The 19721-nt window shown below is 59.8% G+C and carries 21 protein-coding genes; 8 read left to right on the top strand and 13 right to left on the bottom strand.

Translation table 11 applies throughout. The features are described 5' to 3' along the window. The first annotated feature begins 1 nt into the window (after position 1). Positions 2 to 751 carry a Mut7-C RNAse domain-containing protein gene (locus L0Y14_RS09055; RefSeq protein ID WP_005958717.1) on the top strand — a complete coding sequence of 250 codons (750 nt, stop codon included), beginning with the start codon at positions 2 to 4 and terminating at the stop codon, positions 749 to 751. A 48-nt stretch (positions 752 to 799) separates the two neighbouring features. After that, on the top strand, positions 800 to 1342 hold the full coding sequence (locus L0Y14_RS09050; protein WP_006473740.1) for a hypothetical protein: 543 nt from the start codon (positions 800 to 802) through the stop codon (positions 1340 to 1342). Positions 1343 to 1420: 78 nt separating this feature from the next. On the opposite strand, the gene L0Y14_RS09045 is transcribed toward L0Y14_RS09050, so the two are convergent. The 3 genes from L0Y14_RS09045 to mtaB all read right to left on the bottom strand — a co-directional run bounded on the left by L0Y14_RS09045 (position 1421) and on the right by mtaB (position 4788). Further along, positions 1421 to 2224: a type IV pili methyl-accepting chemotaxis transducer N-terminal domain-containing protein gene (locus L0Y14_RS09045; protein ID WP_005958712.1), complete on the bottom strand. Its 804-nt coding sequence runs from the start codon at positions 2222 to 2224 to the stop codon at positions 1421 to 1423. 34 nt (positions 2225 to 2258) lie between these two features. Next, positions 2259 to 3086, bottom strand: a complete 828-nt coding sequence (locus L0Y14_RS09040) for a type IV pili methyl-accepting chemotaxis transducer N-terminal domain-containing protein (RefSeq protein WP_240991563.1) — start codon at positions 3084 to 3086, stop codon at positions 2259 to 2261. A gap of 418 nt (positions 3087 to 3504) precedes the next feature. Further along, positions 3505 to 4788: a tRNA (N(6)-L-threonylcarbamoyladenosine(37)-C(2))-methylthiotransferase MtaB gene (mtaB, locus tag L0Y14_RS09035; protein ID WP_005958709.1), complete on the bottom strand. Its 1284-nt coding sequence runs from the start codon at positions 4786 to 4788 to the stop codon at positions 3505 to 3507. A 94-nt stretch (positions 4789 to 4882) separates the two neighbouring features. Here mtaB and L0Y14_RS09030 point away from each other — a divergent pair, with 94 nt between their 5' ends. Together L0Y14_RS09030 and L0Y14_RS09025 are read left to right on the top strand one after the other, a co-directional pair. Next, on the top strand, positions 4883 to 6427 hold the full coding sequence (locus L0Y14_RS09030) for a DNA recombination protein RmuC (RefSeq protein ID WP_005958707.1): 1545 nt from the start codon (positions 4883 to 4885) through the stop codon (positions 6425 to 6427). 8 nt (positions 6428 to 6435) lie between these two features. Then, positions 6436 to 6915, top strand: a complete 480-nt coding sequence (locus L0Y14_RS09025; RefSeq protein ID WP_006473742.1) for a GNAT family N-acetyltransferase — start codon at positions 6436 to 6438, stop codon at positions 6913 to 6915. Positions 6916 to 6993: 78 nt separating this feature from the next. On the opposite strand, the gene L0Y14_RS09020 is transcribed toward L0Y14_RS09025, so the two are convergent. From L0Y14_RS09020 to L0Y14_RS08995, 6 genes are all read right to left on the bottom strand, one after another. Then, complete coding sequence (locus L0Y14_RS09020) at positions 6994 to 7353, bottom strand: EF-hand domain-containing protein (RefSeq protein ID WP_005958702.1); 360 nt, start codon at positions 7351 to 7353, stop codon at positions 6994 to 6996. Positions 7354 to 7476: 123 nt separating this feature from the next. Beyond that, the gene (locus L0Y14_RS09015; protein WP_006473743.1) at positions 7477 to 8808 is read right to left on the bottom strand and encodes a sensor histidine kinase; all 1332 of its coding nucleotides are present in this window, start codon (positions 8806 to 8808) and stop codon (positions 7477 to 7479) included. Further along, positions 8805 to 9473 carry a response regulator transcription factor gene (locus L0Y14_RS09010; protein ID WP_005958694.1) on the bottom strand — a complete coding sequence of 223 codons (669 nt, stop codon included), beginning with the start codon at positions 9471 to 9473 and terminating at the stop codon, positions 8805 to 8807. The genes L0Y14_RS09015 and L0Y14_RS09010 overlap by 4 nt, the downstream gene beginning before the upstream one ends. A 2-nt stretch (positions 9474 to 9475) precedes the next feature. Continuing rightward, complete coding sequence (locus L0Y14_RS09005) at positions 9476 to 9760, bottom strand: PepSY domain-containing protein (RefSeq protein WP_138921710.1); 285 nt, start codon at positions 9758 to 9760, stop codon at positions 9476 to 9478. Next, positions 9760 to 10032, bottom strand: coding sequence for a hypothetical protein (locus tag L0Y14_RS09000; protein ID WP_006473745.1), 273 nt, complete (start codon positions 10030 to 10032; stop codon positions 9760 to 9762). The genes L0Y14_RS09005 and L0Y14_RS09000 overlap by 1 nt, the downstream gene beginning before the upstream one ends. Further along, positions 10032 to 10604 carry a cytochrome b/b6 domain-containing protein gene (locus tag L0Y14_RS08995; protein ID WP_005958688.1) on the bottom strand — a complete coding sequence of 191 codons (573 nt, stop codon included), beginning with the start codon at positions 10602 to 10604 and terminating at the stop codon, positions 10032 to 10034. The genes L0Y14_RS09000 and L0Y14_RS08995 overlap by 1 nt, the downstream gene beginning before the upstream one ends. Positions 10605 to 10984: 380 nt before the next feature. Here L0Y14_RS08995 and L0Y14_RS08990 point away from each other — a divergent pair, with 380 nt between their 5' ends. Further along, positions 10985 to 11509 carry a hypothetical protein gene (locus tag L0Y14_RS08990; RefSeq protein WP_039959507.1) on the top strand — a complete coding sequence of 175 codons (525 nt, stop codon included), beginning with the start codon at positions 10985 to 10987 and terminating at the stop codon, positions 11507 to 11509. 111 nt (positions 11510 to 11620) lie between these two features. On the opposite strand, the gene L0Y14_RS08985 is transcribed toward L0Y14_RS08990, so the two are convergent. From L0Y14_RS08985 to L0Y14_RS08975, 3 genes are all read right to left on the bottom strand, one after another. Further along, the gene (locus tag L0Y14_RS08985) at positions 11621 to 13441 is read right to left on the bottom strand and encodes a DEAD/DEAH box helicase (RefSeq protein ID WP_006473747.1); all 1821 of its coding nucleotides are present in this window, start codon (positions 13439 to 13441) and stop codon (positions 11621 to 11623) included. A gap of 104 nt (positions 13442 to 13545) precedes the next feature. Further along, on the bottom strand, positions 13546 to 13905 hold the full coding sequence (locus L0Y14_RS08980) for an acyl-CoA thioesterase (protein ID WP_006473748.1): 360 nt from the start codon (positions 13903 to 13905) through the stop codon (positions 13546 to 13548). A 14-nt stretch (positions 13906 to 13919) separates the two neighbouring features. Then, positions 13920 to 14333: a YybH family protein gene (locus tag L0Y14_RS08975; protein ID WP_006473749.1), complete on the bottom strand. Its 414-nt coding sequence runs from the start codon at positions 14331 to 14333 to the stop codon at positions 13920 to 13922. A 179-nt stretch (positions 14334 to 14512) separates the two neighbouring features. Here L0Y14_RS08975 and L0Y14_RS08970 point away from each other — a divergent pair, with 179 nt between their 5' ends. Both L0Y14_RS08970 and L0Y14_RS08965 read left to right on the top strand, forming a co-directional pair. Then, positions 14513 to 16570 (top strand): methyl-accepting chemotaxis protein, encoded by a 2058-nt coding sequence (locus L0Y14_RS08970; protein WP_006473750.1) that lies wholly within the window; start codon positions 14513 to 14515, stop codon positions 16568 to 16570. A gap of 9 nt (positions 16571 to 16579) precedes the next feature. Further along, positions 16580 to 17077: a gamma-glutamylcyclotransferase family protein gene (locus L0Y14_RS08965; protein ID WP_005958676.1), complete on the top strand. Its 498-nt coding sequence runs from the start codon at positions 16580 to 16582 to the stop codon at positions 17075 to 17077. A 27-nt stretch (positions 17078 to 17104) separates the two neighbouring features. Here L0Y14_RS08965 and L0Y14_RS08960 read toward each other — a convergent pair whose 3' ends face one another. Further along, complete coding sequence (locus L0Y14_RS08960) at positions 17105 to 17533, bottom strand: rhodanese-like domain-containing protein (protein ID WP_005958674.1); 429 nt, start codon at positions 17531 to 17533, stop codon at positions 17105 to 17107. Between the two features lie 276 nt (positions 17534 to 17809). Here L0Y14_RS08960 and L0Y14_RS08955 point away from each other — a divergent pair, with 276 nt between their 5' ends. Beyond that, positions 17810 to 19711 (top strand): vWA domain-containing protein, encoded by a 1902-nt coding sequence (locus L0Y14_RS08955; RefSeq protein ID WP_050799308.1) that lies wholly within the window; start codon positions 17810 to 17812, stop codon positions 19709 to 19711. Positions 19712 to 19721: the final 10 nt, after the last annotated feature.

Raw genomic sequence — 19721 nt, 5'->3', positions numbered from 1 at the left:
CGTGGCGGTTGCGCGCTTCCGTTTCTACGAGGAGCTCAACGACTTTCTGCCGGTGGCCCAGCGCAAACGGGAGATCGAACTCCGATTCGAGCCTCCCGCTCCGGTGCGCCACCTGATCGAGGGGCTGGGGGTGCCCCACACCGAGATCGAGATCATCCTGGTGAATGGTGAGTCGGTGGGGCTGGAGCGGCAGATCGAGGATGGCGACCGGGTCAGTGTCTATCCGGTGTTCGAGGCCCTTGACGTGACGCCGCTGCTGCGGCTGCGCCCGCACCCCCTGCGCGAGCTGCTGTTCTTGGCCGATGCCCATCTCGGCAAGCTGGCTCGCCATCTGCGTATGCTTGGTTTCGATACACTGTTTTTCAACGACCTCGGCGACCGGGAGCTGGCCGAGCTAGCAGGCCGGCAGCGGCGCATCCTGCTGAGCCGGGATCGCGCCCTGCTGATGCGCGGCACGATTAGCCACGGCTCGCTGATCCGCAGTACTGACCCCAGGGAGCAGCTGCGTCAAGTGGTGCAACGCTTCGATCTGGGCCACTGCCTGAAGCCCTTCAGTCGCTGTATGGAGTGCAATGAACTCCTGCGGACAACAGACAAAACGATGGTGCTGAAGCAGCTGCCGCCCGGCGTGGCGGAACGCTATGATGCGTTTTTACAGTGCAGTGGGTGTGGCAAGGTCTTCTGGAAAGGTAGCCACTACCGCGAGATGCGGCGTTTCATCGACGACCTGGTTGACCAGCCGCGAGAGTAGAATGTGGCTCTTTCATGGGCCAACCAGACGACCAACAGAGGAGATCTTATGGATCTGCGACAGTTTCTGATCGTGTTTAGCGTAACCCTGAGCCTGGTGAGCCCGGCCCGGGCTGACCAGGAGTGCGTTCGAAAGGTGTTTCGTGACTTTTGCCTCGGCGGCAGCCTGGCGCAACAGTTGGAGCGTCAGCCGACGAAGAGTCCATTGCGCCGCAAGGGTGAGCGGGCCGGAGCGATCTATACCCAGGAGCGGGAGCGGATCTACGTGATGGCCTACAAGGGGCAGATCTATAAAGTGCTGCGTACCTTCGATCCGGCTACCTACTCCACCTATCGGGATCTGCAGCGGAGCCTCGCAAGGAAATATGGCAAGTCGGAAGAGAAGAGTCAGTTTCCCGCCAGGATTCGTGGCCGGGCGGCCCGCATCGGCGCGGCCCGCCGCGGCGAGGGGGAGTTCCATGAAGTCTGGTCGCCGGCGGGAAAGGCCTGGCGGGTGGAGCTGAGCTGGTCGCGCAAGTTGGGGGTGGCGCTGGCCTATCTGGTCAACGAACTGGACCGTCAGCAGAAGGCTAACCACGAGATCGATCTCTGAGCCTCCAGGGGATCGCACCCCAGGTCATCCCTTGCGAAGTGGATGCGGCACCTTGCGTTCGCCCTCTGGTGCGGCGAGTCACTGGCTGGGGCTGCGGGTAGAAAAGATCTGCACGTACATCTTCGTCACCCTATTTGAACGTTGCAGGATCTTGTCGGTGGTTGCAAAGACGGTGACAGGAAGTCCCCCCTTCTTGATGTCGAGGAAGAAGCCTCTGACAACTTTCCACAGGTTGGTGATGCGCACCAGTTCGGTATTGATCGCCTTGGTGTTCGACTTTTCCACCTTCAAGGCGTGCAGGCTGGCCTCGAACAGATCGACCGCCTTGGTCAGCTGGGTGACCGAATTCACGTCACGAAAACCCAGTTGATAGGCGATGTAGTATTTGGCAATGCGTTGCGAAAGCATGCGTTGCCGACCGGCGAGGTTGACGATCTTGGATGTCTTGATCTTGGATGTCTGCTCGAGTTTCTTTACGATCTCGTTGGAGACCTCCAACAGCGTCTCGCTGAGATCCAACACCAGTGCGCCGTTGTCTTGATTGTAGGGTTGGCTGCAGAGTTCAGCATACTCATCATATGCCAGATCGATATAGGTGAGCAGATCCTGTATGGCTGGATCTTTGATCTCCTTCCTCAGGCTGGCGTGGTTACTCTTGAATAACTTCAGGCTGTCCCGCATCTGTTGCCGCGCCTTATCTGGGCGACTTCCCTTGCCCAGAAAAAAGTAGGCCTTGGCGATCTTCTGCGAGAGCATACGTTGCATCCCCGCTCGATCGATCAGGCTGGTTACTGAGGGTGTCTCCTCCGCGTGCGAGGCAAATGGCAGCGCAAGCAGCAGTACAAGACAAAAGAGAGAGGTGGACTTGAGGTTAGTCTTCATTGTTACTTCCTAATGACGAGACATAGAGCGGGGGTTATTTTTCGGCATACATTTTTGTGGCGTTGTTCATCGCGTCGAGAATTCTGTTCGAAGAGCGCAGGATGAGGGATGGAATGAATTTATCGCTGTTTGTTTTTGCGGATAAATCAAACCATTGGAATGCCTTGTTTGCGATATTGAGCTGTTTCTTGATGTCGGGAGTGGTCAGGCTGGAGTGCTCCAGTTTTGCATGGTTTGCCTTGAATTCATCGACAGCCTGTTTAAATGCGGGGGCGAAATCAAATCCCTCTATTCGCCAGCTGCGCAGCATGTAGAGGCTCGCCATGCGCTGGGAGAGCATGCGTTGGCGGCCGGATCTGTTGACGATCTCTGCGCTCTTGTCTGTCGATGCGGCAGCAATCAGAGAGACAAGCCTGTGCGATGCGTCGAGCAGGCGATCCATCTCATCGCGCAGGCTGGCCGCCTGATTGCGATCGGGGGTTGCAGTGAGTACCGGCTTGAGTGCATGCCACTGTGTGGTGACCGCCTTCAACGCCTTGTTGACTTCATCGTTAACCGGAAAGGCCGTGAGTTCTTGCAGGTGTCGTTCAAAAAGGGCGATGGTCTCTTTCAGATCTGCCCCAGGTTGCTGGTATTTGATGCCCTGACCGATCAATGCGTAATCCATCAGCATGCGTTGAGTGAGCATTCGCTGCATACCGGCCTTGTTGATCGCATCAGTCGAATCCTTAATCGCGGCCTGGGTCGACTGGGTGAAGAGGAGTATGCCGGCGGTGAGCCAGGCCATGAGTAAGAAGGGGCGAGAAAACATGTTGGATGTCATTGGAAATACGCTACCTAGCATTGAAGGGGAGCCACTCATGGACGTTCCCATTGTCCTTTGCAACTCGGCTGGTCATCACTCAGCGGGTGAACTATCGAACGTTAGGGAGATCGATGCTCAGGGACAGGGGTGTTGCGGTTCTGGGGATGGTGAAATTATCAACCTGCTTCCAGTGATATAACCCAGCTCATAGGAAGATGCAGGCCTTGATCAGCAAGAACATCTACGACTACTACGATGCGCGTCCTCTTGGTAAGAGGTTGCTAGCATACGCAGTGCCTAACCTCATCAATGTGACATGGAACCCAAATATCGGTGACGGGAGCGGGTTCAGGCTTGTGGTCTTTGATGTATAAGCGGGAGGAATAGGGCTCTTCTAATTCTTAATGGGTAGGCGTCGATGCATTGTGGGTAGTGGTCCGCAGATGAGGCTGTCGTTTTGCTGACGAGGCTCGATTTACAAAGGTCGTTTTGTCTTGCCCAACAGACGCTCCCCTTCAGCTGACACTGCCTCCAACTTTACCTCGATGATGCGATTCTGCAGCGCTGCATCGGCCGGGGCCTCGATCTCCACCCGTAGGTAGTTGGGGGTATAGCCGAACCAGCCGCGGCTGCCATCCCCCTCCACCAACAGCGGCACCTGCTTGCCAAGCTGCCGTTCCAGCATCTCGCGCTTCATCTGTTCGCCCAGTTGGTGCAGTTGCTCGCTGCGCTGGCGCTTGATCTCCCGCGGCACCGGATTGGGCCGCCCCGCCGCCTTGGTGCCGCTGCGTGGGGAGTAGGCGAAGATGTGCAGATGGCCGAACCCCATCTGCTCGACGAAGCTGAGGCTCTGCTGCCACTCCGCCTCTGTTTCACCGGGGAAGCCGACGATGATGTCACTGGTGATGTTGAGATCGGGCACCTGCTGGCGTCCCTCCTCAACAAGCTGGCGGAACTCGTTGCTCTTGCAGCGGCGCGCCATGCGTCGCAATACAGAGTCGCTGCCGCTCTGCAGCGGCAGGTGCAGGTGGGGCATGAAACGGGGGTTGTCGAAGCGCGACCAGAAGTTGTCGGGCAGATCCCAGGGCTCCAGAGAGCCAACCCGCAGCCGCGGGATCTCACTATCCGCTAGCACCCGGTCGATCAGCTGCCCCAGGTCGGAGTCGATGTCGCTGCCGTAGCCGCCCAAGTGGACGCCGGTCAGCACCACCTCCTGGATCCCCTCGCTGTGCAGCCGGTTGATCTCGGCGATCACCTCTTCGGCGGGGCGGGAGCGCTCCTCGCCGCGGGCCAGGGTGACGATGCAGAAGGTGCAGCGGTAGCGGCAGCCGTCCTGCACCTTGATGAAGGCACGCTGACGACCGCGTGCGAGCAGCCCGCCGGACTCTTCCTCGGTGACGCTCTGCGGCATGATGTTGAGATCCAGCTCGCGTTGCACGATCTGCACCAGCTGCTCCTTGTCCTGGTTCGGCACCACCAGATCGACCCCGTCGGCACTGGCACTGGCGGTGGGATCGAGGGAGGCGTAGCAGCCGGTCACCACCAGCCGCGCCTCGGGATTCTGCCGGTGCGCACGCCCCAGCAGTTTGCGTGACTTGCGCACCGCCTCTTCGGTCACCGCGCAGGTGTTGACCACCAGCAGGTCGGCCTGCTCTGGATCCTGTGTCAGGCTGTGGCCGAGACCACGGAACTCCCGGCTCCAGCTCTCCAGCTCCGCCTCGTTGAGACGGCAGCCCAGGGTTTTTAGATGTACGCGCATGGATTGGTCGTGTCGCAGTCAAAGAGCGGGCAACTTATCGGGCTGACCGGCAGGTTTCAAGTCTAAACGCATTTAATAAGGTATATTCCCCGCCATGGAGACACTGACACAACTTCCCATCTGGCAGCAGGCCGGTCTGGCTCTGGCGCTGCTGTTTCTGTTATTGCTGGCGGTGGCGCTGCGCTGGCTGTGGCGTCTGCTGCAACACCAGCTCGATCTGCTGCACGATCGCGAAGCCCGCGACCGCCAGCTCGATGAGCGGCTGCGCGAGCTGGAGCGATCCTTGTTGCGGGAGCAGAGCCAGCTGGGCCAGCATCTGGCGGAGCGTATCACCAAGGGTGCCCTAGCCCAGCAGCGCACCCTGCATGCCCTGCAGCAGCAGATGCTGGAGCGTACCGACCGTTTCTCCCAGGGCGTAGAGCGGCGTTTCGCCGAGATGCAACAGCGGCTCACCGAGGATGCGGGGCGTCTGCGGGTGGAGCTGCTGGAGCGTTTCGAGGGGCTGCAGACCCAGGTCAACCGGGAGTTGGCAGATGGCCGGCTGGCGCAGCAGGAGAAACTGGGTGAGCTGCGCGAGGCGCTACAGCAGGCGTTGATTCGCCACCGGGAAGCGTTCGACGAACGTCAGCTGGAGGCGATGAAGGCGCAGCAGGAAGCGCTGCAGCGGGGCATGACCGAGCTGCGCAAACAGGTCACCGAGGCGTTGCTGCAGCACGCCGACGACCTGGGCAAACGGGTGCAGGGGCTCACCGAAACCACCGACCAACGTCTCAAGGAGATCAGTGGTCAGGTGGAGAAGCGCCTCAGCGAGGGCTTCGAAAAGACCACCGAGACCTTCAGCCAGGTGCTGATCCATCTGACCCGCATCGACGAGGCGCAGAAGAAGATCACAGAGCTCTCCAGTAGTGTGGTCAGCCTGCAGGAGGTGCTCTCCGACAAGCGCTCACGTGGCGCCTTCGGTGAGGTGCAGCTCAACGCCCTGGTGCGTAACGTGATGCCCGAGTCGGGCTTCTCGCTGCAACATACCCTGAGCAACGGCCGCCGCGCCGATTGCCTGCTGTTCCTGCCAGACCCCACCGGCAATGTGGTGATCGATGCCAAGTTTCCGCTGGAGAGCTACCAGCGCATGGTGGATGACACGCAACCCGAGTCGGAGCGGCTGCAGGCGCAGCGTCAGTTCCGCCAGGACATCAAGAAACACATCGATGACATCGCCAGTAAATACATCATCGAGGGCGAGACCTCCGACGGCGCGGTGATGTTTATCCCCGCCGAGGCGGTGTTCGCCGAGATCCACGCCCACTTCCCTGACCTGGTGGAGGAGGCGTTCCGGCGCCGTGTCTGGCTGGTCTCGCCCACCACCATGATGGCGATCCTCACCACCGCCCGGGCGGTGCTGAAAGACGCCGCCACCCGTGAGCAGGTGCATATCATCCAGGAGCATCTGCGCGAGCTGTCGAAAGACTTCGGCCGTTTCCAGAGCCGCATGGACAAACTGGCGACCCACATCTCCCAGGCCCACACTGACGTCAACAACGTCAACATCTCCGCGCGCAAGATCACCGGTCGTTTTGAGAAGATCGAGCGGGTGGAGCTGCAGGATGAGGCCAAACCGGAGTTGCCGATCTTCAAAGAGTAGTGCTGAAGATGTTCGATATAATCGAGGCCGATCTGGCCGATGCCCACCAGGCTGAGGCCTTTCTGCAGCTGATGAACAGCTATGCTCTCGATCCGATGGGCGGTGGCACACCACTCACCGACTACGCTTGGGAGAATCTGGTGGCGGCGATGCGCGCCCGCAACGACGCGTTGAGCCTGCTTGCCTTTATCGATGATGAACCCATCGGCCTGATTAACGCGTTTGAAGGTTTTTCCACCTTCCAGTGCCGACCACTGCTGAACATCCACGACATCATTGTCATCCCGCGATTTCGCCAGCAGGGGGCCGCCCGTCAGATGCTGCAGAGACTCGAACAGATCGCCATTGAACGGGGGTGCTGCAAACTGACTCTGGAGGTGCTGGAACGCAACCTGGCGGCACGGGCTGTCTACAACAAATTCGGCTTCTCCCCCTACGAACTCGATCCGCAGATGGGCAAGGCGATGTTTTGGGAGAAGCAGTTGTAGTGCGTAGCTGTGTAGGATTGGATGAATGGAGCAGCGGCGATGAGCTCCCTCTCATCGCCGCTGCTATCGCTGTTTCAGCTACTGGTTACGCCAGCCTCTCGGGCAGGGCCCTGGGGCGTTGGGCGCGTTCCCCCAACGGTTGGCCCGCATCTGCGCGCGGTAGCTATCCATTTCCGTCGCACTGATATAGCCGTCGCCATCCTGATCCATCATCTGGAAGGGTGAGGGACGGTTGAGGTTGCGCATCGGATAGCCGAGCTGGGCCCGCTCTGCGCGGCGTTGGGCACGAACCTCTTCGAACTCCTGTTGGCTAACGTAGCCGTCACCATTGAGATCGAAATAGACATAGGGCGGTGGGCCCGGATTGAATGCCAGTGCGCTGCCAATACCGAATACTGCCAGGGCGGATGCTGCTGCTAATTTGGTCACACGCTTCATGACTGCTCTCCTGTGGTACTGCTTGGATCAGCCACCCGGCTTTGCCGGAGTGGCGAGGGGTCCTTTCCCTCTAGCTTTAGTTTCCACAACCGGGATGAATTGAAGCTGAAAATGTGTGTCGGATCAGTGATGCAGGGCGAGGCGCACCAGGATCTGCAGGCCGCCTAGCAGGGAGGAGCGGAGGAAGCGGATCTCGCCGCCGTAGAGCTTGACGATATCGCGCACGATGGCGAGCCCGAGTCCGTGGCCCTCCATGTTTTCGTCGATGCGCACACCGCGCTGGGTGAGCCTGTCCAGGTCGGCAGCGGAGACACCAGGGCCGTCGTCCTCAATGGTGATCTGGAAGATCTCCGTATTGGCGCTGAGCTCGCAGCGGACTTGTTGTCTGGCCCACTTGCAGGCGTTGTCGAGCAGGTTGCCGAGTAGTTCTAAAATGTCCTCGCGGTCTAGCGGCAGCGGCGATTGGAAGGCATGGCTGCAGTGGATATCCAGCCTCTTCGCGGAGTGGAGCAGGCGCAGGCTGGTGATCAGCGCGTCCATCTCAGCCGCCGCATCGAAGCGCTGCCCCGGGGTGCCTGCGCCGGCTAGGCGGGCGCGACGCAGCTCCCGTTCGGTGATGCGCTGGATGCGCTCGGCCTGGGTCTGCAGCTGCTGGCGCTGCGCTTCGAGGCTGGAGAATCGGTTTGATTCGATCTCCCGCTGCAGCAGGCTGAGAGGGGTCTTGATGGCGTGGGCGAGATTGCCCAAGGCATTGCGGGAACGTTCCAGGCGCTGGCCGAGCAGTGCCAGGATGCGATTGAACTCCTGCACCAGGGGCTGCACCTCGTCGGGCACCGACTCATTGAGCTGGCTGATCTCGCCGCGCTCCAGCCGCTTCATGTCCTGCGGCACCTGGTCGAGGCGCTGCAGCGTGTGGCGAACCACCAGGCGCTGCACCAGCAGCAGCAAGGCGATGGCGGTAAGCGCGGCAAACAGGAAGTTGCGCTGGTAGCGGCCGATCTGTTGGTTGATCTCGCTCAGGTCTTCGGCCACTGCCAGGGTCAGCTGCTGACTGCGCTTCTGATAACCGGCCACCCGAACCAATAGCGGCTGTTGCTCTGGCCCGTTGAGATAGAGTATCTGTACTTCACCCTGGGCAAGGTCCGGGATCTCTAGGGTCTGGTCCCACAGAGAGCGGGATCGGATCATCTCTTCGCCCTCGATCTGCACCTGAAAATAATGGCCGGAGAAGGGCTGCAGATAGACCGGGGTGAGGCGGCCCATGCGTATCTTTTTGTGGCGCGAGGGGTGGTTTAATGCGCGCAGCACCGATTCGGCATCATGTTCGAGGCGGGTGCTAACATAGGATTCTGCCACTTGCTGCAAGGCGTAGCCGCCCCCCCAGATCAGGATGCCGGCCAGCAGCAACAGCGAGAGAAATAGCCCGAGTTGCAGGCGCGACTCCAGAGAGTTCATGCCGGATCGTCCACGAAGATATAGCCCTGGCCGCGGCGGGTCTCGATGCGCGCCTTGCCGAGTTTGCTGCGCAGCCGGCGAATATAGACCTCGATCAGGTTGCTATCGCGGTCGAAGTCCTGGTCGTAGACGTGCTCGGTGAGCCGGGTTTTGGAGACGATCTGGCCGGGGTGGAGCATGAAGTAGTGCAGCAGGCGGTACTCGGTGCCGGTGAGGTCGATGCGGCTGCCATCGGCTAGCTGTACCTGCTGCAGCGCTTCATCCAGCAGCAGACCGGCGGCCTTCAGTTGGGGGCCGGGCCGCCCTTCGCTGCGTCTGATCAACGCCTTGATGCGCTCCAGCAGCTCCTCGACGTGGAAGGGTTTGCCGAGGTAGTCGTCAGCGCCGGCCTTGAAGCCGTCCACCCGCTCATGCCAAGCGTCGCGGGCGGTCAGGATCAGCACCGGCACGCTGTTGTCGCGGCTGCGCCAGTTGTGTAGCACCTCCAGCCCCGGCCGCCCTGGTAGGCCCAGGTCGAGCACCACGATGTCGTAGGGCACCTCATCGCCGAGGAACTCGCCATCGATGCCGTCGCGGGCCAGATCCACGGCGAAGCCGGCACGGGAGAGTTCGGGTTGCAGTGTCTCGACCAGTTCGTAATCGTCTTCTACCAGCAGTAGGCGCACGTCTAATTCTCGATCTTTTTCTTGATCATCTCGCCGCTGGCGGCGTCGAAGTAGAACTCCCAGACCCGCCCCTGCTCATCGAGCAGTTCGAGTTCATAGACCAGACGCCCCTGCTTATGTTCGAGTTCCACTTCGAGGATCTGGCCCGGCTGCTGCAGACGTTCAAGGATGGTTTTTAGTGGCAGGATCTCGCCAGCCTGTTTCAGCCGCAGCGCCTCATCGTGGTCGGAAGTGAAGGCAGGGGTGAGTCCGCCAAGCAAGACCAGAAGCAGGAGAGTGCGCGTCATCAATCGTCCCATCGGCCGAAGCCGGGAATATTTACTTGATGTTCGTCGAAGGATCCGCTCTCCGCTCTGGAATGGCAAGCCAGGCAGCTGCCGCAGTGGCTAATGTTTGCCTCTCTGACAATAGCTGCTCTGTTAGTGGTGCTGATCTCATGCCGGTCGTTGAACTGGGTAATGCCGTCGGCCCGGTAGAGATCGATCAACTGCGTCAGCTGATCTGCATGAAGTATCTGGCTCGAGAGCAGTAGGGTCAGGCTGAGAGTGCTCTTTAGCATCAACTGGCCCTTCGCTTGTAGCCGGTGATCATGGCGCGCACCAGATTCTCATTGTGGAGCCGGCTGGCGAACAGCACGCCCGCCAGATGCAATCCGACTAGCAATAACGAGAGGTGGGCGAGGAGTTCGTGCAACTCCTCCAGTGCCTTGGCCAGGAACCCTGGGGTGCCCGCCATCAGGCTGGCGAGCGGTCCGGAAAACTCCGCTGCTCCATACAGCAGCAGGCCGCTGAACGCGGTTCCTGTGAGGCAGAGCAGCAGCGCCACCACCATCGCACCACCAGCCGGATTGTGTCCCAGATAGCGCTTGGCACGCAGTGCCAGCTCATCTTTGAGATAGCGGATCACTATCTCGGGGCGGTGTACAAAGTCGCTGAATCGCGCGTGGCGCGGGCCGATGAAGCCCCATACCAGCCGCACCAGGATTAATCCCAACAGCGTATAGCCGGCCCAGCTGTGGAGGCGCATGAAGTGGTCTTCGGTGATGTAGGCGATGGCGAAGCTGCCCGCCAGGCCCCAGTGGAACAGCCGCACCAGTGGGTCCCACACCTTTATCTCGGGTTCGTTGTTCATGGATCGGATCCCTTCTTGCTATTTGAGATCCAGGGTAGCGGGCAAAGCTGAAATGAAGCTGAATGCGCGCGGGATTACTCCACTCTCACCGTGGCCGGTTGATTTGGGATTGGAAATTGATCCCATCTCCTCTCGTGCAGGGGGGGTAAGGCACGGGAGGGCCGTCCCAATCATGATTTAGTGGGAACGCCTATCCTGTAAGTAGAGAGGGTGGATCTATCTGATGAATGACATCGATAAAGAGGCTTTGACAAGGCAAAAGCTGCTTGGAATGCATCTGCGGATGCCCCCCGTCAGGGTCATGCGGAGTCGTAGAGAGATCGATTAGGGACATCCACAGACAGGGATGTTGAGACAGGGTCGTGAGGAGGGAACACAGAATGACAAATCAACAGCGAAACTTGTTTGGGTTTTCGATGTTCAGTGCTCTGTTGCTTCTTTTGGCCTTGATGCCGACCCAGCCGGTTGGGGCTGCGTGGGAGGTGTGCCGCACAGAGTTCAGCTTTGACTCAGTGCCAGATAAGGTCAAAGCGGGGAGCGCTCTCAGAGTAGTACTCAGGGTGACCAACAAATGTAAACCAGATAATCCAGATCTTAGCTATCTAAGGTTCATCAGGGTTGATGTGGTTGGAAACAGGTGGATCTGGGGGAAGGTCGATCGGGGTTCCAAAACGGTTGAATATGAGATGCTTGCAATCAGAGGCGGCATCAGCAAAAAGTTTGTGGTCGATCTGACCGTTGGGAACGGACCGGGCGGTGAGGCGATGGTGCTAGCCTTTGCCAACGTATACAACAACCGTAGTCCCAGTGAGGGGACGTTGCTGAAAATCGGTACCAAGATCGAGATTATTGGGAAGCCACCCTGGACTGAAAAGATCAAGAAGATTGTCGACTCGATGTTTTAGTCGTCTGGATAAGCAGGATCTCCCGTTACTCTCACAGAGTGTCTGCGAGGGTTATTTCACTTGCCATCGCGCCTGGATGGGCCGGCCCCCTGGCCCATCCAGCGTTCGAGATCATGACTTCTTTGACTTACGAGGTTTTTTGTCGCGGTTGCCCCTCTGATCCTTCCTGATTTTACTGCCACGCTTGAAGTTCGGCTTGGGCTTGCGTGGCGGTTTTTCAGCACCGCCGCCGATTCTGAATGGCGCAATCTCCAGCTTCTGTCCACACACCCGCACCTTGCGCAGCAACTGCAGGATCTCTTTCGGCATCCCCTCCGGTAGGTCGATGGTGGAGAAGTCGTCGTGGATCTCGATATGGCCGATGTAGCTGCTCTCGATGTCGGCTTCGTTGGCGATGGCGCCGACGATGTTGCCGGGTTTGACCTCGTGCTGATAGCCGACCTCGATCCGGTAGCGCACCATCTCGATCTCGGGGAACTCCTTCAGCGGCTTGGGCTCGGCGGAAATGGGTTTTTCGAAGCGGGGCTCGCGCTGGCGTGGTTTGTCGAAGTCCCGTTCCCTCGTATCGCGCTGTCGCTCCGAACGCTCTGGGCGCTCGCGCTTGTGGGGTTTATCCACCAGCAGCAGCGGTTCGTCGCCCTGCAGCAGTCGCGCTACGGCGGCGGCCACATCCAGCGGGTCGGCGTCGGACTCCTGCTGCACCGCGCTGACGATCTGGTAGTAGAGGTCCAGGTCGTCGCCGGCCAGGGCGTCGCTGATGCGATCCTTGAAGCGCTGCATGCGCTTCTCGTTGATGTCGCCGGCGGAGGGCATCTGCATCCGTTCGATGGGCTGGCGGGTGGCCCGCTCGATAGTGCGCAGCAGGCGCCGCTCCTTGGGTGAGACAAACAGGATTGCATCGCCAGTGCGGCCGGCGCGGCCGGTGCGGCCGATGCGGTGCACGTAGGATTCGGTGTCGTAGGGGATGTCGTAGTTGATGACGTGGCTGATGCGCTCCACGTCGAGGCCGCGGGCGGCCACGTCGGTGGCGACCAGGATGTCGAGGCGGCCTGCCTTGAAACGCTCCACCGTGCGTTCGCGCTGTTTCTGCGGGATGTCGCCGTTGAGCGCCTCGCTGGCGTAGCCGCGCGCCTCCAGCTTCTCTGCCAGCTCCACGGTGGCGATCTTGGTGCGCACGAAGACCAGCATCGCGTCGAAGCTCTCGCACTCCAGGATGCGGGTCAGAGCGTCGAGCTTGTGTAGCCCGCTGACCTGCCAGTAGCGCTGGCGGATGGTCGTGGCGGTGGAGGTCTTGGCGGCGATCTTGATCTCCGTCGGGTCGTTCAGATGGCGCTGCGCCACCTTGCGGATGATCGACGGCATGGTGGCGGAGAAGAGCGCGATCTGGCGTGTCTGTGGAGTCTGTTCGAGTATCCACTCGACGTCGTCGATGAAACCCATGCGCAGCATCTCGTCCGCCTCGTCGAGCACCAGGGCGTCGAGATTGTCGAGCTTGAGGGTGCCGCGGCGGATGTGGTCCATGACCCGGCCGGGGGTGCCGACCACCACCTGTACGCCGCGCCTGAGCTGGCGTAGCTGGTGATCGTAGGGCTGGCCGCCGTAGATCGGCAGTACGTGGAAGCCCTTAATGTGGCGGGCGTAGCTCTGCATCGCCTCGGCCACCTGAATCGCCAGTTCGCGGGTCGGCGCCAGCACCAGGAATTGCGGGGTCTTGCGCGACAGATCAATGCGTGACAGCAGCGGCAGGGCGAAGGCGGCGGTCTTGCCGGTGCCGGTCTGTGCCTGACCGAGCAGGTCTTTCCCCTCCAACAGCGGTGGGATGCTCGCCTGCTGGATCGGCGAGGGGGACTCGTAGCCCACGTCGGCCAGGGCCTGCATGATCGGCTCGGAGAGGCCTAAGGAGTCGAAAGGTATGGGGCTGTCAGTGCTCATCGGCGGGGTCACCTAGGAAAAGTGGGCAGGCGACGGTTTGGAGCCGGGCCAGCGGAAAAACGAGCAACTATAGCATAATTTAGTCGTTGCCTGGCCCGGCAGAATTATTTTGTGGGAATCGGGGTCTTCCTGCCGCCATCGTCGAGACAGACAAAGCTGACCTGGGTGGTGAAGACCGGCTGCTCCGAGCCGGTGTCGAGGTCGTCGGCAAAGACCTCCACCCGGTAGCGGCAGGAACTTGTACCGCGCTCCACCTCGGTGGTGTCGAAACGCAGGATGGTGCCCTTGCAGATCGGTTTGTGGAACTCCACCCGGTCCATGCCAATGGTGACAAACTTGCAGCCGGGGTGGTCGAGGGTGGCGGCGATCCAGGCATATTCGTCGACCCACTTCAGCAGGTTGCCGCCGAATAGGTAACCGTAGTGGTTGAGGTGCTCCGGCAGCACCAGCTTGTGGTTCTCCACTGGACCCGGCCTGTTCAGGCTATGTCCGGCTGCATCATCTCCGGCGGTAGCGGGACGGGTGAGTTCTGATGCACCAGGATGCGCCAGCCGTCCGCGCCCTTGCGGTAGGTATTGGTGGCGTAGACCGACTGTTTTTGCGGCTGGCCGGGCATTGCGACCCGTTCTTCGATGAGGTGGATCGCCAGATCGCCGCTCTCGATCCAGCTGAGGTGCTTAACCTCGATGTCGAGTTTCATCCCGTCACCGATGATCGCCTGCCAGGCCTGATGGATGGCGCTGGGGCCGTGCTGGGCTGGCATCATTGGTAGCAGGCAGAGGATCTCCTCCGATGCTTCCCAAACCGCCATCATCGCCTCCAGATCGCCCTCGTCGATGGCGTCATAGTAGGCGTCTTCCGCATCCTGTGGGGTATCGAATGGTGCTGTCATGGTCTCTCTTTCTTAGTGGGTCGGGCGGGGCCGATGATTACATCGGCGGTTTCGCTATTCAAGCGTGTGGTCAGGAAAGTTATGGCGGTTGTTGAGGGGGGGAGTCGTTTAAAGTCTCTGTCTGTCACGCCGATTAGCATGGCTATAGTCATATTACAAAATTATACAGAGGGGCGATCATGCGACAGGTGGGCATAGGCGCGAAGATCGGCGGCGGTTTCCTGGTCGCTGGTCTGATCCTGGCGGCAAGTGGTCTGGTTGGCTACTGGGTAATCAGCAATCTTTCATCAGCGCTGGCTGAGATCACCGGCCCGGTATGGAGTTCGATGGAGAGTGCCAATGGGGCGATCCGCGGTGTGCAGAAGCAGCTGATCGCAGTAGATCAGATTCTGGCGGGCAGGGACTCGGCACAACGTACTGAGATGGCAGAGGCAGAACGGTTGACCCTGGAGGCGATCGTCCGGCTCAAGACCAGCGGGCGGATTGCACCACAGCAGCTTCAGGCTTTGGATGGTGAAATCGAGGTGTTTGTCCAGGCCCGTGAAGAGCTGATCAGGATCCACAACGCCTTTCAGTCCGCAGAGGCGGCGCTGTCTGCCAATGCAGCTGCATTTCAGCGTCTGCTGGTGGATGTGGAGCGGCTTGCCAGCCAGCAGATGCTGGAGCGGGATCTGAACAGCCGCAGCGAAGAGGAGCTGGGCGAGTTTGAGGAGGGAGATGACAGAGCGCCAGATGAGGGGGAGGGAGATCCCAGAGCGGTGGTGAGTGCAGCGGGAGAGGCGCGCCTGGCAGTGCTCTCGCAGCTCGACCTCTATCGTCGGTTCAAACAGAACAGCCCACCGCAGGATCTGGACCGGCAACTCGGTGTGATCGGTGAGGATCTGCTCTATGCGCTGGAGCAGATCAGCGAGGACCAGCTTTTCAGCCAACCGATCAGGAGCGGTGAGAACGTTGGGAAGAGTCACAGCCAGTTGCTGATGGAGCAGCTGCAGGAACACCGGGAGCTACTCTCTGCCTCAATTGAGCGGTATGCGGTACGTCGCCAGGCCCACCGCGACTATACCCAGGTGGCAGAACATTTGATGCAGACGGTGGAGCAGATGACCGCCGACAACCGTGCCCAGGTGGAAGTGGAAACGGGTGAGTTGCAGAGGCTGGTCTCCACCGGCGCAAACAGCATAATCATCGCCATCCTGCTGGGTCTGCTGGTGGCGGTGCTGGCCTTTATGCTCACCCTGCGGGCGATTGTCAGGCCGATCCGGGAGGTGCGGGACCAGCTCGGCAGTCTCTCTCAGGGTGAGGGCGGTCTGAATGTCACCCTGAGCGTCAAAGGCAGTGATGAGACGGCCCAGCTGGCTCAGGGATTCAACGCCTTTACCAGCAAGCTGCGCGATATGATCGCCGGGGTGCAGGAGTCGATGAACCGCCTGGTTAGCACCACCGACGATATCTCCCGGATTGCCGACAAGGCAGGCGAGGCGGTCCGCTACCAGCAACAGGAGGTGGCATCGGTGACCAATGCTGTGGCCGAATTGACGGGCAGTCTGCAGGAGGTGACGGCCAATACCTTCCAGGCCGCTGAGCGTGCTGGTCTGGCCGATAAGGAGACCAGCCAGGGGCGGGCTCTGGTGCAACAGACCCTGTTGTTGATTCAGGTGGTAGCGACAGAGGTGGAGCAGGCGACCCGGGTGGTCAATGAACTGGGTGAAAAGAGCGAGTCGATTGGTGGGGTGCTTGATGTGATTCGCGGCATCTCGGAGCAAACTAACCTGCTGGCGCTGAATGCGGCGATCGAAGCAGCGCGTGCCGGTGAGCAGGGTCGGGGATTCGCTGTGGTCGCCGATGAGGTGCGTGGACTGGCGGCCCGCACCAATGACTCGATCAGCGAGATCCAGGTGATGATCGATCAGCTGCAGCAGGGTACCAGCCAGGCGATCAAGGTTATGACCCAGGCCCGCAGTCAGACCCAGGCCTGCGTTGAACCGGCGAATCAGGCCGATACTCGGCTGGACCAGATCGCCGGCATGGTGCGCTCGATCACTGAACTCAACCGCGGTATCGCCAATGCAGCAGAGGCCCAGCATCTTACGGTGGTCGGAGTGGAGAAGAATCTGGCGGGTATCAACGAGGTGGCTGCCAACACCTCATCCAGTGCAGTGGAGTTGACCACCTCGACCCAAGTATTGAGCCAGCTTGCCGACGAGTTGCAGGCGCTGGTGGGTGAGTTCCGAGTATAGTTTGCGGCTATGAGATTCTATTTCGCCTACGGCTCAAATATGTCGCTGCAGCGGATGACTGCCCGGATCCCCGATGCGCACTCTTTGGGGATTGCATGTCTGCCAAAACACAGCCTCAAATTCCACAAGAGTGGTCGGGACGGCTCCGGCAAGTGCGACGCCTATCATACTGGGGTGGCGTGCGATTATATCCTGGGCCATCTCTATCAAATCAGCCGCGAGGCGGGGCAGACCCTCGATCTGTATGAAGGGCGAGGCAACGGGTATGAGCGGAAATCAGTAAGACTCATCGTTCCGGGAGCTGGTGAGTTGGAGGCCTTCACCTACTACGCAACGCAGATCGATGCAGGACTAGCACCCTTTGACTGGTACAAACACCATGTGGTGATTGGTGCTGAAGAGGCGAGGCTGAGTGAGGATTATCGGCGTGAGATTGCTGTGCTGGCATCTGTGCCTGATCCGGATCTGGAATGCCACCGGCGGGAGATGGCGATCTACGTAGGGTAGCGTGCCTGCCTGGACCGCCGTAAGGTTTCAGCACTGCTCCCAGGCGAGTCCGTGAAAACGCCAGCCGCCGACTGAGCTGCGGTGATGGTGCTCGTCGAGTTCCCCCTCGAACCCTTCCTCGACATGAAACACGCGGCTGAAGCCGCCCTCCAGCAGCGTCTTGCCCGCTTCCAGAGAGCGCTTGCCGCTGCGGCAGATGAGGATCACCGGCGCGCAGCCGTCGTCGATGGTGCAGACGCTGCCACCCAGCAGCAGCTTGCGGATGTCGGTGACGAAGTGGGGGTTCTCAGTCCAGTCCGGCTCGTCGATCCAGGGTACATGAACCGCGCCGACGGGGTGGCCGACAAATAGAAACTCCATGCTGGAGCGGATGTCGACCAGCACCGTGCGGGGATCGTCCTGAATCATCTGCCAGGCTTGTTGAGGGGTGAGGCCGTGTGGGGTATCGCCGGTCACTAGGGGTTCCTCCTGCTGTTTCTGCAGATGCTAGATGGTTATCACATAAATACAACACCAGTTCACTGGCAGCGAAGCTCTGCCTGAGCATTGCAGGCAAAAACCTTTATCAATTTATCTGCGGATTGGCCCTGTCCTTCCCAATTTCACACTGTTTTTCAGTGGCTTCTATTTTCCATGAATTAAAGTGACAAGGCCTCCAGCCGCTCTCTACATCTGTATCAGGCCGATTGGCGGCCTGTTTTGCATAAACCGCCAATCACGGGGTGGGTAGGTATGAAACAACGAGTTGGCTGGGTCTTTCTCATCCTGGTCTCTTTGCTGTTGGGGGCATCTATGGCCCCTGCGGCGGCCAAACAGAAGCCGGGGGAGCAGGCAGATGTGCGCATTCTCATCGATATCTCCGGTAGCATGAAGCAGAACGATCCGCACAATCTGCGTCGTCCGGCACTGCGTATGCTGGTCGGGCTGTTGCCGAAAGAGACCCGTGCCGGTGTCTGGACCTTTGGCCAGTACGTCAATATGCAGATCCCTCTTGGTCAGGCCGATAAAGCCTGGAAGCGGCGGGCCCGCGCGGAGTCGAAAAAGATCGCCTCGCCCGGACAGCGCACCAATATCGAAGAGGCCTTGCACCGGGCCACGGAAGACTGGAGTGGTCCGCCGACTCTGTTTCGACGCAATCTGATCCTGCTCACCGACGGCATGGTTGATATCTCCCGTGACAGTGCGAAAAACCACGCCTCCCGTGAGCGGATCCTGCAAAAAATCGTACCCAGACTACAGCAGCTGAAGGTCAGCATTCACACCATTGCCCTGTCGAAAAACGCCGACCACGAGCTGATGCAGGCGCTGGCCCAGACCACCGGGGGATGGTATGAGCAGGTGGACAATGCAGAGCAGCTGAAGAAGGTCTTTCTGCGTATGTTTGAGAAGGTTGGCAAACCGGATACGGTACCGTTCAAAGACAATAAATTCTCCATCGACGACTCCATTACCGAAGCCACCGTGCTGGTATTTCGTAAACCGGACGCCAAACCAACCCAGGTGATCCCCCCCTCCGGCAAGGCCTTTGGTGCCAGCAATCTGCCCGACTCGGTCAGCTGGCACCAAGATGAGGGCTACGACATGTTCACCATCACTAATCCCGAGGGTGGCGAATGGCGTGTGCGTGCCGAGGTCGATCCCGACAACCGGGTGATGGTGGTGACCGACCTAAAAATGCAAACGAACGAGCTGCCGAATCGACTGGTGCAGGGGGTGACCCTGCCGCTGGAGGTTAGCTTCACCGACCATGATCGTCTAATCAAGAAACAGTCTTTCCTGAAGGTAGTCAACATCAGCGCCATGCAGCGCGATGAAGAGCGTGAACATGAGCCACGCCCACTGTTGGATGATGGCGTAGGAGCAGATAAAACCGCTGCAGATGGCTACTTTTCCCTCGCCTATGGCGGTGAGGATCTGCAGCCAGGGATGGGGGAACTACTTCTGAACGCCAAAGGACGCACCTTCGTGCGTGAAAAACGGATCAGCTACGAGGTGGTGTCACCGCTTGATATCAAAGTCACCAAAGGCGCCGCGCAGGGTGAGATGGAGCTACAGATCCTTCCTGATAAACGGCTGCTCAGGCCGGACGGGGTAGAGATCGAGGCCTGGCTGGAGTCTTCGGAGGGGGAACAACTTCCGCTTGCGCTGACAGACGCCGGTGAGGGGGTTCGCTCAGGCAGTTTCAACATTATGAGTTTCAGCGGCCCCCATAAATTGATGATCAAGCTGAAGGGGCAAACAGTTGCGGGGCATCCAGTGGACTACTTCGATGGGCCGATGGAGGTGGAGGGCATCAAGCCTCCGCCGGCAGAATCCAAGCCCGAACCGGAACCTGAGCCAGAACCCATATCCAACCCTGCACCGGCGCAGATGGAGCAACTAGTTGATGAGCCCGAGCCGGTAGAACCAGCAGAGCCTAGTCATGAGCCGGCCCCGCAGACCCAGGCAGAGCCAGTGGCGCAAGAAGCGGAGGAAGAGGAGGAGACCGACTGGATCTCAAGCTCAATCTGGCTCGCTGTCATCAATCTGCTGGTTCTGGCACTGGGCGGAGGGGCCTTCTGGTGGGTGCGACGTAACAGGCAGGATGAGGTGACGCTGGTTGATGAAGGAGCAGCTGGCGTCTTGCAAGAGTAGGATTCAGGGA

The organism is Candidatus Endoriftia persephonae, from assembly GCF_023733635.1.
Lineage (GTDB): Bacteria > Pseudomonadota > Gammaproteobacteria > Chromatiales > Chromatiaceae > Endoriftia > Endoriftia persephonae.
The sequence above is the reverse complement of the archived record's forward strand: the minus strand, read 5'-3'. Positions and strand labels throughout refer to the sequence as shown.

Excerpts from the sequence above, each read along its gene's own strand:
- L0Y14_RS09030 (WP_005958707.1), top strand. The coding sequence starts at position 4,883 with ATGGAGACACTGACACAACTTCCCATCTGGCAGCAGGCCGGTCTGGCT.
- L0Y14_RS08990 (WP_039959507.1), top strand. The coding sequence starts at position 10,985 with ATGACAAATCAACAGCGAAACTTGTTTGGGTTTTCGATGTTCAGTGCT.
- L0Y14_RS09025 (WP_006473742.1), top strand. The coding sequence starts at position 6,436 with ATGTTCGATATAATCGAGGCCGATCTGGCCGATGCCCACCAGGCTGAG.
- L0Y14_RS09000 (WP_006473745.1), bottom strand. The coding sequence starts at position 10,032 with ATGCTAAAGAGCACTCTCAGCCTGACCCTACTGCTCTCGAGCCAGATA.
- L0Y14_RS09045 (WP_005958712.1), bottom strand. The coding sequence starts at position 2,224 with ATGAAGACTAACCTCAAGTCCACCTCTCTCTTTTGTCTTGTACTGCTG.
- L0Y14_RS09020 (WP_005958702.1), bottom strand. The coding sequence starts at position 7,353 with ATGAAGCGTGTGACCAAATTAGCAGCAGCATCCGCCCTGGCAGTATTC.
- L0Y14_RS09005 (WP_138921710.1), bottom strand. The coding sequence starts at position 9,760 with ATGACGCGCACTCTCCTGCTTCTGGTCTTGCTTGGCGGACTCACCCCT.
- L0Y14_RS09040 (WP_240991563.1), bottom strand. The coding sequence starts at position 3,086 with ATGAGTGGCTCCCCTTCAATGCTAGGTAGCGTATTTCCAATGACATCC.
- L0Y14_RS09050 (WP_006473740.1), top strand. The coding sequence starts at position 800 with ATGGATCTGCGACAGTTTCTGATCGTGTTTAGCGTAACCCTGAGCCTG.
- L0Y14_RS08985 (WP_006473747.1), bottom strand. The coding sequence starts at position 13,441 with ATGAGCACTGACAGCCCCATACCTTTCGACTCCTTAGGCCTCTCCGAG.
- L0Y14_RS08965 (WP_005958676.1), top strand. The coding sequence starts at position 16,580 with ATGAGATTCTATTTCGCCTACGGCTCAAATATGTCGCTGCAGCGGATG.
- L0Y14_RS09015 (WP_006473743.1), bottom strand. The coding sequence starts at position 8,808 with ATGAACTCTCTGGAGTCGCGCCTGCAACTCGGGCTATTTCTCTCGCTG.
- L0Y14_RS08955 (WP_050799308.1), top strand. The coding sequence starts at position 17,810 with ATGAAACAACGAGTTGGCTGGGTCTTTCTCATCCTGGTCTCTTTGCTG.
- L0Y14_RS08970 (WP_006473750.1), top strand. The coding sequence starts at position 14,513 with ATGCGACAGGTGGGCATAGGCGCGAAGATCGGCGGCGGTTTCCTGGTC.
- mtaB (WP_005958709.1), bottom strand. The coding sequence starts at position 4,788 with ATGCGCGTACATCTAAAAACCCTGGGCTGCCGTCTCAACGAGGCGGAG.
- L0Y14_RS08995 (WP_005958688.1), bottom strand. The coding sequence starts at position 10,604 with ATGAACAACGAACCCGAGATAAAGGTGTGGGACCCACTGGTGCGGCTG.
- L0Y14_RS08975 (WP_006473749.1), bottom strand. The coding sequence starts at position 14,333 with ATGACAGCACCATTCGATACCCCACAGGATGCGGAAGACGCCTACTAT.